This window comes from Roseibium sp. TrichSKD4, assembly GCF_000148725.1.
Classification (GTDB): Bacteria; Pseudomonadota; Alphaproteobacteria; order Rhizobiales; family Stappiaceae; genus Roseibium.
Window position 1 is genome coordinate 46,045 of sequence record NZ_GL476300.1, and the last position, 11,502, is coordinate 57,546.

The window sequence follows — 11,502 nt, forward strand, 5'->3', positions numbered from 1 at the left end:
CCGCGCGGCCGGAAGCCTCTCTTGTTTACGTGCCATAATTCCATGGCCAAAGCACGACGCTGCCCAAATTAATTGTCGGTCATGCACAGACGACCCGCTGCGGCCCCTTGAAAAACACATGAACGACGGACGTCACCTCCATATCAAAAACTCATGAAGCGTGAGATGGCAACAAGGCTTCCAGCGTTTCAATACGATCTGCTTCGCTTGGCGGTTTGTCCCATCTCAGCCGCGATATTCGGGGAAACCGCATGGCAAGTCCCGATTTATGGCGGGGAGATCTGTTAAGCCCCTCAAAGGCAACTTCCAGAACCAGCCCAACTTCCTGGGTGTGCTCGACTTCTCGAACGGGACCAAATCGGTTCACGGTATTGTTGCGCACAAACCGGTCGATCTGCTGCAGTTCTTCGTCGGTGAAGCCGAAATAGGCTTTGCCAACCGGCACCAACTCATCACCTTCCGCTGTCGCCCGCCAAACGCCGAATGTGTAATCGGAATAAAAAGACGACCGTTTGCCGTGTCCTCGCTGCGCGTACATCAAGATGGCATCAATCAGGAAAGGATCGCGCTTCCATTTGAACCACTCGCCCTTCGGCCGACCGGGAAGATAGGAACTGGCCTTGCGCTTGAGCATCAGCCCCTCAACAGCTGATGCATCTGCCTGCTGTAAGACACTGGCCGGGTCTCCGCGAACCTCTGCCCACCCCTCCCAGTTTTCTGCGTCAATTTGCGGCGACAGGTCCAGTCTTGAACCACCATGCTGCTTAATGACACCTTCCAGCAGAATGCGCCTTTCTGAAAACGGCAGGCTGCGCAAATCCCTCTCGCCGAGAGCAATGATGTCATAGGCCCTGATGGCTGCAGGATAGTCCTTTAACAGTTTTGGCCCGGCCTTCTTTCGATTGAGCCGTTTCTGTAAATCCGAGAAAGGTTGAACAGCGTCACCGCGCTTGATCAGCAGCTCTCCATCCAGAGCCGCATCAAAGGTGAGCGTTTCAAGGACATCGGGAAAGGCGGCGGAAATATCTTCACCAGTTCGGCTGTAAAGGCGTTGATGGCGCTCTCCATTTTCATCATAAGCAGAAACCGCCTGAACCCGAATGCCATCCCATTTCCATTCTGCCACAAAATCATCGGGATCGAGGGTCGCCGGATCTTTTTCTGCATCCAGTGGATGGGCCAGCATCACAGGGCGAAAAGGAACCGGATCACGCACATCCGGAGGCCCCGCCTTTCCTTCCATCCACGCGAACAACGCTTCATAGGGCGGTTCCAGTCCGTGCCAGACTTCTTCGATGAGGTTTGGATCAACGCCGCCCATTTTTGCCAGTGCCGTTTTGGCAAGCCGCGCGGAAACACCAACCCTTAGCCCCCCTGTGACAAGTTTTAGAAGAGCCCATCTCCCGGTTTCATCCAATTGATCCAGCCAGGTTTCTAGCAATTCTGGGACCTCTGCCATTTTCGCCGTCAGCAAGGTTTCGACAACGGCAGACAGTTTCGGCGGCTCTGACTGCGTTTCACCGCCTTCTGTCGCCGAAACCGGCCACATCAGAGAAATTGTCTCGGAGAGATCCCCGACAAAATCATAAGACAAGCCAAACAACACTGGATCAGTTCGCTCGCTGACCAACTGGCGCAATAAGGCAGGCTTTGCATGTTTGAAGCTCAACCCGCTCGTCAGTGCAGCCAGTGCGTAGCCCCGATCCGGATCTGGAATTTCTCGAAAATAAGCCTGCAACATCGCCTCCTTCGCCAGACGGCGCGGCTCATAAGACAGACGATCCAGCAGATGGGCGAAAGATTGCATGACGAACAGATGACAGTGATAAAATGACAGATCTTGACCAGACTACAGCAACTTGATGCACTGTCTTCAAGTTTCAAGATCTACAGTCAGCGGTGAGCTGCCATGCGTGAAGATGCTGGACGTGAGGGCAAAGGACGCTTATACAGGCACAAAATCATACGCATGTCCGCTTTATCCGCTGAAAATGGCGACGGGATCTGCGTCTCCTTTCACGAAAGTACACAATGACCGAAGTGAGTTCCCTCCCGCAGGCCCTGCAGGCCGCGTTGGAGAAAAAGGGTTATGAGACCCTAACCCCTGTTCAGGAAACTATTTTGAAGGAAGCCCCGCCAGAGGCTGATCTTCTCGTCTCCGCGCAAACCGGCTCCGGCAAAACGGTGGCTTTCGGTCTTGCTCTTGCCCCGACGCTGCTCGGCGAAGACGACAACCTTGGACAGGCGAACGCGCCGATTGCACTGGCGATTGCGCCGACCCGCGAGCTGGCACTTCAGGTCAAGGAAGAACTCACCTGGCTCTACCGGGAAGCAGGTGCCACGCTAACCTCCTGTGTTGGCGGCATGGACCCACGGACCGAGCGCCGCGCCCTTGATCGCGGAGCGCATATTGTAGTTGGCACACCGGGCCGCTTGCGGGACCATTTGGAACGCGGCGCGCTGGACCTTTCCCAGATCAAGGCCGTTGTCCTTGATGAAGCCGACGAAATGCTCGACATGGGCTTTCGGGAAGATCTGGAATTTATTCTCGACGCAGCGCCAGAAACACGCCGGACGCTGATGTTCTCGGCAACGGTTCCAAAACCGATTGCAGAACTTGCCAAGCGCTTTCAAAAAGACGCGGTTCGCTTGTCGACCATTTCCGCCAAGGATCAGCACGTCGACATTGATTACATCGCGCACCCGGTGGTTTCCAGCGAGCGCGAAAACGCCCTCATCAATGTTCTGCGTTGCATGAAGCGGAAAATCCATCATCTCTGCTCTACACGTGAGGCGGTTAAGCGCTGACGTCTCGTCTTGCCAATCGTGGCTTTGCCATCGTGTCCCTTTCTGGCGAACTGAGTCAGGAACAGCGCTCTGCCGCCCTCACCGCCATGAAAACCGGCGCTGCGCGGGTGTGTGTGGCAACGGATGTGGCCGCACGCGGCATTGACCTTCCCAACCTTGATCTTGTGATCCATGCGGACCTGCCAACGGGCAAGGCTGCGCTCCTGCACCGTTCCGGACGGACGGGACGTGCTGGCCGCAAAGGTACCAGTGTGTTGATGGTCCCCTTCCCGCGTCGCCGAGCAGCGGAACACACGCTGAAGTTCGCGGGTGTCAAAGTCACCTGGAAAGGCGCACCAACAGCGGACGACATTCGTGCCAAGGACAAGGAGCGTCTCTTCGAAGCGCCTGTTCTGAACACCGAGTTTGAACCGGAAGACCTGGCCATTGCCCGCGAGCTTATGGAAAAGCACGATCCGGAAAAGCTGGCAGCTGCTTTCGTCAAGCTCTACCAGTCTCGTCTTCCTGCGCCTGAAGAGGTCAGTGAAGCGAGTGAAGAGAACATTCACGGTCGCGATTCCGGCTCTCGTGGTGGCCGTGTTGCCGAAATCCGTGGCAAGTTTGACGAGGGTGTCTGGTTCCGCCTGTCACTTGGCCACAAGCACCGGGCTGATCCACGCTGGCTGCTTCCCATGATCTGCCGCGCCGGGCACGTCACCAAAAAGGAAGTCGGCGCGATCAAGATTTTCCAGACAGAAACTCGCTTTGAAATCTCTGGAGAGCATGCCGAACGATATGCGGCGACGCTGAAGCGCGACGGCACTGGTGAAGACAATGTCACCATCGAACTTCTGGATGCGCGCAAGGGCAAGGTTCCGCCTCCTCCAGCCGGTGAAGGTGGAGACCGTGGACGCGGAAAACCCCGCCGCAAGGGTGGTGCCCCGGATTACGAAAACATGGGCCGGGAAGACCGCATGGACGGAGACCGTCCACGGCGTGGACGCCCGCAAAACGACCGCCCGCGTAAGGTAAAAAGCCGCAAGCGCTTTGGCGAAGAGGATGTGGCACCCAACCATCCCGCTTACGAGCCGCTCGACCCCAAAACGCTGGGTGGGGAGAAGAAGTCAAAGTCCTTCAAAGGGGATGATGAAAAATCCACGGGCCGCGACAAAAAGCCATTTCGCGGTAAACCGAAAACCGGCAAGCCAGCAGGTGGCAACGGGAAACCGAAGAAGAACAAGCCATCCCGGGCGGCTCGCAAAGAAGCCCGCGCCAAGAGCTGATTGATTAACATAAGGCCGGGAAACCGGCCTTATTCGTTGATGATCATGGCGATAACCCAGTCAACGCCGTCCTGAATGAGGTGGTAGTGACAGGTGAATTCCAGTACGGCTTCCCCGTCTGCGTCTTCCTGCGTCCAATCGAGCGTAATCATCGCTGAATTGCCGTTGATATGGCTTGAGGACACCTGAAACTCGGACTGCACCACGCCCTCTTTTTCCAAAGCTGACAAAAGAGTCTCGATGTTGTCCATCAGGTCCTCTTCCTCGGAAAAAACGTGGCCTTCTTCAAACTGCCATATCGTTACGGGCAGAGCGAAACAATCGCAAATCCTGTCGGCTTCATAGTCGTCAAAACCCGCCTTGTAGTCGTCGAACAGCTGGGCAATGGCGGTTTCAGCCGCAAGTTCATCTTCGGCTCCCCCGCCATTTGCATGGCCGTTGCTGTTCGCTGCGGGCTGATGATCGTCCGACATTTCAATCTCCTTCACCAACCGGTCGGTCTTACGCATCGTTTGTGTCGAGGATTTCCTCGCCGTCGCCATACCCGATCATATTGAGCGGACGGGCCTGTCGTCCATTCAATTCGCACCAGTGCACAAGAGCTTCTTCTGCGCCATGCGTAACCCAAATCTGCTCTGCGCCTGTTTCCAGAATTGTCCGGCAAAGATCATCCCAATCCGCATGATCGGACATGATGAGCGGCAGTTCTGCGCCGCGTTGCCGAGCTCTTGCCCGCACCCGCATCCAGCCCGACGCCATGACCGTTTTCGGATCGCCAAAGCGGCGAGACCAACGGTCCGTCAATTGACCGGGCGGACACATCACCAATTCGCCTGCCAGCTCCTTGCCTCGTTTACCGACAAGTTCGATCGGCCCCAAATCAACACCCTGTGTCTGATAGTAGTCGGTCAGTTTTTCCAGAGCCCCGTGCAGGTAAATCGTTCGCTCATATCCAGCGGCGCGCAGTTTTGCCATGACCCTTTGCGCCTTTCCAAGCGCATAAGCGCCGACAAGATGCGTTTGATCTGCAAACATCGCCATGGAACCCAAAAGCTTTGCAATTTCTTCAGATGCGGGCGGGTGACGAAACACCGGCAGGCCAAAGGTCGCCTCCGTCACAAAGGTATCGCAGCTAACAAGCTCAAACGGTGTGCAAGTCGGGTCTTTGTGGCGCTTGTAGTCTCCGGACACCACCGTGCGCCCACTGGCGTTTTCCAAAAGCACCTGCGCCGAGCCGAGAACGTGCCCTGCGGGATAAAGCGAGACTGTGACGAGCCCGAGCGCAAGCGCCTCACCATAATCCAGCGCCTGAGCCTGACCGCAAGAATTCGCACCATATCGGATGGCCATGATGTCCAGCGTTTGCCGAGTTGCCAGGACAGCACCGTGACCAGCACGTGCATGATCTGCGTGACCATGTGTGATGATCGCACGCTCCACCGGGCGCACCGGATCAATATGTGCCTTGGCATCAGGGCAATAGAGCCCCTCTGGCGTGAGGGTCAAAAGGCTGGACATACCCGAAAGCTAATGACTCAAGAGCTTATGTCCAGTGGCTGGACAGACAATCAAGTGTGTGATGTGCTCCGCTCAAATCTCACCAAAAGTAAGAATCAATGTTTCTTGTATTCATTTTTTCATCGATATGTTTTGCAGCAATATTATTTTTCGGTCCGTATGGAATAATTTTCACAACGGTAGCAATCTATATTTTTAAGAAAATAATTCACCCGAACAACACAATCCTAATTAAATACCGAAATCCTGAAACTACCTGCAAGAAAATTGCTATCTTTTTAGTAATTACATACGCTATACTTATACCATTCAATTCAATTCTAGAAAGTTCATCGACACTCTACAGGATCGCTGAAATACAGTGTATCAAATTTCCTCATACAAAGGAATTTATGGCGGTATATTCGGACGGCTCTGTCTATTCAGATTATTTCATTTGGCTTCGAGATCGAAGCTTTCTCAGGAATTTATTGTTTTCATTCAGTGGGTCTGTGTTTTTGACATTCTTAATATTAGTTTATGTTGTAACTATCAAAACTTTTACGATTGTTAGCTCCGCTTCATCTAATGAATTTAATAAAAACAGGCTGACCACCCCAATATTTCTCGCTTTCTTTTTCATCCTTATTCTTATGCTGTCCTCAGATTACATGTATCTATCGAGCAGTCGGGTTGATATTTGGACACCTCTCATTTTGCCTTTGCTCATTGCATATTGGGGGATCTATACCGCTTCGGCTGCTGCGCCAAAATAATGATTCAATGCTCTGCCTTTGGCGCGAACGGAGTATATAAACTTGCAATGGTGCAAAACAAATTCAGACAGATGACCTGGTTCGATTGCATGCCTTATTTGATGAGAATCCATCGCCTTTTTGGCATCCCAGTCTTAAAACGTTGACCATGGATAGTCGCGTTCTTCCCTCCCGGTTTCATCAATGGTTTGCTTCTCGTGGCTGGTCGCCGCGGCCGCACCAGCTTGCTTTGGTGGATCATCTGTCTCGGGGGGAGTCCACGCTCCTGATTGCGCCAACCGGGGCCGGTAAGACACTGGCGGGCTTTCTGCCAAGTTTGGTGGAGCTGGAGGCACGCGCCAAGCTGCCGCCGGAATCGGCAGGCTCAACCGGCCTGCACACACTTTATATCTCACCCCTCAAGGCACTTGCCGTTGATATTGCCCGCAATCTGGAAGCTCCGGTCTCGGAAATGGGTCTTCCGGTCAAACTGGAAACCCGCACCGGCGACACACCAAGCCACAAACGCCAGCGACAAAAGCGCAATCCACCAGAAATTCTTTTGACAACACCGGAACAGATCGCCCTTTTGCTATCTGATCCTCAATCCATGGAGATGTTCCGGTCCCTGAAAACCGTGGTTCTGGATGAACTCCATGCGCTGGTTACGTCCAAGCGCGGCGATCTGTTGGCCCTCGGGTTGGCGCGTATTCGCAAAATCTGCCCGAACCTTCGCACCATCGGGCTGTCTGCAACGGTTGCTGAGCCCGATGATCTGCGGGCCTATCTTGTCGGGCAACCGGATGCAGAGACACGTGCACTTGCGGAAATGGTACAGATCACAGGTGGAGCGGAACCGGATGTCAGTATCTTGGATACGGAAGAACGGTTGCCGTGGTCCGGACACTCATCCCGCCATGCGATGGGCGAGATCTACCAGCTGATCAAAAAGCATCAGGTGTCGCTGGTCTTTGTGAACACGCGCAGTCAGGCGGAAATGATTTTTCAGGAGCTGTGGCGGATCAACGATGACACGCTGCCGATCGCGCTCCATCACGGCTCGCTGGACGTCGGACAGCGGCGAAAGGTGGAAGCCGCCATGGCGTCCGGGGCCTTGCGCGCCGTTGTTGCCACGTCTTCCCTCGACATGGGGATCGACTGGGGTGACATTGATCTGGTGATTAATGTCGGCGCCCCGAAAGGCGCAAGCCGACTGGCGCAGCGCATTGGGCGGGCGAACCACCGGATGGAAGACCCCTCCAAGGCCATTCTTGTTCCCGCGAACAGGTTTGAAGTTCTGGAATGTCAGGCGGCCCTTGCTGCCTCCAAACGCGGCAAACAGGACACCCCTCCCCTACGCAAAGGCGCGCTGGATGTGCTGGCCCAGCATGTTCTTGGTCTTGCCTGCGCCGATGCCCTCGACCCGGTTGCCATTTATGATGAAATCCGCACCTGTGAAACTTATCGGCATCTAACGTGGGAGACCTTTGAAAAGGTCTTGAGCTTTGTCGCAACCGGCGGATACGCACTTAAAACCTATGAGCAATACGCCAAGCTTCGAAAGGGCAAGGATGGGCTATGGCGCATCGCCCATCCAAAAATCGCTCAACAATACAGGCTGAATGTCGGCACGATTGTCGAAGCCCCGATGCTGAAGGTCCGCCTTGTGCGGTCAAAAGCAGATAGTCGGCGCAGCCCCATCGGGCGCGGCGGCAAGATGCTCGGCGAGATCGAAGAGTGGTTCGTTGAACAACTCGCGCAAGGCGACACCTTCCTGTTTGGTGGTGAAGTGCTCAGGTTTGAAGGCTTGCGCGAGAACGAAGCCTTTGCTTCTCGCTCCAAAAGTGACACCCCGATGATCCCGTCCTATCAGGGCGGCAAGTTTCCGCTGTCCACGTATTTGGCGGACAGTGTGCGCGCCATGCTGGCCTCGCCGGAACGCTGGCGTCACCTGCCCGGTCAGGTTCGCGACTGGCTAGAACTGCAGCAGGCAAAATCCGAATTGCCGACCCGCGATGGCCTGTTGGTGGAGACCTTTCCCAGAGCCAAGCGCCACTACATGGTGTGTTACCCATTTGAGGGGCGGCTTGCCCATCAAACCCTCGGAATGCTGCTGACCAAACGACTGGAGCGGCTGGGGGCACGGCCGATGGGATTTGTAGCAAATGATTATGCGCTGGCCGTCTGGGGTCTGGGAGACTTGTCGCTTTTGTTCTCAAGCGGGAAAATCGATCTCAATGCGCTTTTTGAAGAAGATATTCTGGGAGATGATCTGGATGCGTGGTTGGCCGAGTCTTCGCTTCTCAAACGCACCTTTCGCTACTGCGCGGTCATTGCCGGTTTGATTGAGCGACGACATCCGGGGCAGGAAAAGTCCGGACGACAAGTTACGGTTTCATCCGACCTCATTTATGATGTCCTGCGCTCTCATGAGCCGGATCACATCCTTTTGCAGGCCACATGGAACGATGCGGCTGAAGGACTTTTGGATATTTCAAGATTATCTGAGTTACTTGCACGTATTAAGGGCCGAATCACGCATACTCGCCTTGAGAGAGTTTCGCCTCTGGCTGTGCCAATTATGCTTGAGATTGGCAAGGAGCCGGTCTATGGCGAAGCCATAGACGACATATTGGCGGAAGCTGCGGAAGACTTGGTTCTGGAGGCCATGGAATGAGTGCCCTGACATCGCATTTGACTGAATTTGCGATTGCGCCTGTCTGCCATGATTTGCAGATCAACGGGGAAACCGTTGGCCTGCATGAAAGCGGAATTCTCTGGTGGCCTGATCAATCCGTTCTCGTCGTTTCAGACCTGCATCTGGAAAAGGCGTCCTCCTATGCGCGGCGTGGGTTGATGCTGCCGCCATATGACACCGGCATCACGCTGGAGCGCCTGTCTTCGGCGATTGAAACCTTTGATCCGGCTTGTGTCATCTCCTTGGGCGACAGCTTTCATGATCCCGATGGCTCGGACCGCCTACCTCCCGTTTATCGCGCCATGCTGACATCTCTTCAGCTCAATCGCGAGTGGATCTGGGTCACAGGCAATCACGACCCGATTGCTCCTGTGCGTTTGTGCGGAGAAACCGTGGATGAGCTGACCATTGGACCGCTCACCTTTCGCCATGAACCTTTGCAGAAGACGGATCGGAGCGTGATCGCCGGAGAAATCTGCGGGCATCTTCATCCAGCTGCCCGCGTTCGCCGCTATGGCCGCTCCATTCGGCGTTCCTGCTTTGCGACAGACGGTTATCGGCTTGTGATGCCAGCCTTTGGCGCGCTGACCGGCGGACTGAATGTCAACGACACAGCCTTCCACCTGGTGTTCCGGCGTCTCCAGTTTTCCGTTTTTATGCTGGGGAATGACCGGCTTTATCCGTTCTCAGCCTCACGCCTGATCGGCGACTGACCGGAACGGCTTTTTCTTATCAATCTTTCTTGAAGATGACGCCTGCAATCCATCCGGTGAAGATCGCCAAAATGACAGCGATCAGCCCGTAAAGAAGGGAATAGTCGCGCGACATTTCAAAGGTGATTTGTTCAAAGCCGGTCTTTGCAACGGAGAGGCTTCCCTCCGTCTGTGACAGCAAGGCACCGTCCTGAAACAGAAGGCTTTTGATCTTGTAGGCCCCGACCGGGATATTGGCCGGAAGGGGCACATTGGTCCGAAACATCGTATCCGTCAGAAACTCAATCGCTTCCTGACGTTCGGAATAAAGCCCGGCTTCTTCCCGCAGCCGCAAGAAGGCCTGCCGGAAATCATCACGCTCTGACAACGGAACGTCAGACTTACCTGTGACTGCAAGGTTCAGGTGATTGAGGCCAATTTGGTACTCATCCAACAAATCCCGGTTCGCCAACTCGCCAATCGATGTTGTCGTTGAGATGGCATAGAACGATGGGACATTCAAAAATCGCTCATAATCCCGGTTGACCCAAACCCCCAAGAACCGGCCCTTGCGGCGAGTAGTGATATCCTGTGTCGGGCCTTCTACGATAATGGCAAGTTCATATTTGCCGCGCCGACTGATGGTATTTGTGTCCCGGGATATCTGGCCGAAGATCACGATTTCCGTACCCGTGAAGTTCGACTGGATGGAGACCATCTCAGCGGACAGGGCCGTCACCAGCTCCTCAGCTTCTGCCCGAGAGATCAAGCCAAGAGCCGCAATTCCAATCCAAAGAAGCAGCCAGCGCGCACTCATGCCCCTGCCCCCTTGGTGATCGCGATGGAATAGAAGTCCTCAGGCGTGAGTAGCAAGTCGACGGCAAACCGCAGGCCGACAGCAAGTACCAGAAGGCCAAGCAACAGGCGCAGTTGGTCACCGCGCAGTTTCTGCCCCATCCGCGCACCCAGCTGCGCCCCGATCACCCCACCTATCATCAGGGTGAGCGCCAGAACGATATCAACGGTTTGGGTGGAGGCTGCATGAAAGATCGTGGCTGCGGCCATTGTGAACATGATCTGGAACAGTGATGTCCCAATCACGATGCCAGTTGGAACTCGCAGCAGGTAAATCAGCGCGGGAACCATCATGAATCCGCCGCCGATACCAAGAACGGTGCCCAGAAAACCGATGGACGCGCCAAGTCCCAACACCGGTATCGCGCTTACATAAAGTTTGGATCGGCGGAACCGCACCTTGAAGGGCAGACCATGGATCCAGTTATGCTGGCCGGGCCGCTTCACACTGACAGCAGCTCCGGAATGACGCCGCCGGATGGCCTTGATGGATTCCACCAGCATCAAGGTGCCAACAGTGCTCAAAAAGGTCACGTAAGACAGAGAAATGACGACATCAAGTTGGCCGAGTGACTGCAGCAAGTCGAACAGAATAACGCCGAGCAAAGACCCGGTGACACCACCAGCCAGTAGATAGCTGGCCAGTTTCATGTCAATCGCTTTTCGGCGAATGTATGTCACGACTGCCGATGCGGAGGAAGCGACAACCTGTGTGGTGACAGTGGCAACTGAAACTGCTGGCGGAATGCCCGAAAAAATCAAAAGCGGCGTGAGCAAAAACCCGCCGCCAATGCCGAACAGGCCCGATAAAAAGCCGACCGCTCCCCCCATTCCCAAAATCAGGAATATGTTGACCGGAATTTCGGCTATGGGCAGGTACAATTGCACGATGACTACCGAATAAAAGCGGACGCCACTTGGGCGTCCGATGTCGC

At 54.8% G+C, this 11,502-nt stretch carries 7 protein-coding genes and 1 pseudogene; 3 read left to right on the plus strand and 5 right to left on the minus strand.

Annotated elements, in window-relative coordinates; genetic code table 11:
* Positions 1–151: 151 nt before the first annotated feature.
* A complete protein-coding gene (locus TRICHSKD4_RS00240) occupies positions 152–1,807 on the minus strand; it encodes a cisplatin damage response ATP-dependent DNA ligase (protein ID WP_009465549.1) in 1,656 nt (551 codons plus the stop codon).
* A gap of 224 nt (positions 1,808–2,031) precedes the next feature.
* Here TRICHSKD4_RS00240 and TRICHSKD4_RS00245 point away from each other — a divergent pair.
* Positions 2,032–4,070: pseudogene (locus TRICHSKD4_RS00245) on the plus strand (DEAD/DEAH box helicase).
* Positions 4,071–4,099: 29 nt separating this feature from the next.
* On the opposite strand, the gene TRICHSKD4_RS00250 reads toward TRICHSKD4_RS00245, so the two are convergent.
* Both TRICHSKD4_RS00250 and TRICHSKD4_RS00255 read right to left on the minus strand, forming a co-directional pair.
* Positions 4,100–4,543, minus strand: coding sequence for a hypothetical protein (locus TRICHSKD4_RS00250; protein WP_009465552.1), 444 nt, complete (start codon positions 4,541–4,543; stop codon positions 4,100–4,102).
* Between the two features lie 28 nt (positions 4,544–4,571).
* Positions 4,572–5,588, minus strand: coding sequence for a ligase-associated DNA damage response exonuclease (locus TRICHSKD4_RS00255; RefSeq protein ID WP_009465553.1), 1,017 nt, complete (start codon positions 5,586–5,588; stop codon positions 4,572–4,574).
* 903 nt (positions 5,589–6,491) lie between these two features.
* Here TRICHSKD4_RS00255 and TRICHSKD4_RS00265 point away from each other — a divergent pair.
* Positions 6,492–8,999: a ligase-associated DNA damage response DEXH box helicase gene (locus tag TRICHSKD4_RS00265; RefSeq protein WP_009465556.1), complete on the plus strand. Its 2,508-nt coding sequence runs from the start codon at positions 6,492–6,494 to the stop codon at positions 8,997–8,999.
* On the plus strand, positions 8,996–9,733 hold the full coding sequence (gene pdeM, locus TRICHSKD4_RS00270) for a ligase-associated DNA damage response endonuclease PdeM (protein ID WP_009465557.1): 738 nt from the start codon (positions 8,996–8,998) through the stop codon (positions 9,731–9,733). Before TRICHSKD4_RS00265 ends, pdeM begins: the two co-directional genes overlap by 4 nt.
* A 19-nt stretch (positions 9,734–9,752) precedes the next feature.
* Here the strand turns inward: pdeM and TRICHSKD4_RS00275 are convergent, their stop codons facing one another.
* On the minus strand, positions 9,753–10,529 hold the full coding sequence (locus TRICHSKD4_RS00275; protein ID WP_009465558.1) for a TIGR02186 family protein: 777 nt from the start codon (positions 10,527–10,529) through the stop codon (positions 9,753–9,755).
* Complete coding sequence (locus TRICHSKD4_RS00280; RefSeq protein WP_009465559.1) at positions 10,526–11,455, minus strand: sulfite exporter TauE/SafE family protein; 930 nt, start codon at positions 11,453–11,455, stop codon at positions 10,526–10,528. The genes TRICHSKD4_RS00275 and TRICHSKD4_RS00280 overlap by 4 nt, the downstream gene beginning before the upstream one ends.
* Between the last annotated feature and the right edge of the window lie 47 nt (positions 11,456–11,502).

Excerpts from the sequence above, each read along its gene's own strand:
- TRICHSKD4_RS00250 (WP_009465552.1), bottom strand. The coding sequence starts at position 4,543 with ATGTCGGACGATCATCAGCCCGCAGCGAACAGCAACGGCCATGCAAAT.
- TRICHSKD4_RS00255 (WP_009465553.1), bottom strand. The coding sequence starts at position 5,588 with ATGTCCAGCCTTTTGACCCTCACGCCAGAGGGGCTCTATTGCCCTGAT.
- TRICHSKD4_RS00265 (WP_009465556.1), top strand. The coding sequence starts at position 6,492 with ATGGATAGTCGCGTTCTTCCCTCCCGGTTTCATCAATGGTTTGCTTCT.
- TRICHSKD4_RS00240 (WP_009465549.1), bottom strand. The coding sequence starts at position 1,807 with ATGCAATCTTTCGCCCATCTGCTGGATCGTCTGTCTTATGAGCCGCGC.
- pdeM (WP_009465557.1), top strand. The coding sequence starts at position 8,996 with ATGAGTGCCCTGACATCGCATTTGACTGAATTTGCGATTGCGCCTGTC.
- TRICHSKD4_RS00275 (WP_009465558.1), bottom strand. The coding sequence starts at position 10,529 with ATGAGTGCGCGCTGGCTGCTTCTTTGGATTGGAATTGCGGCTCTTGGC.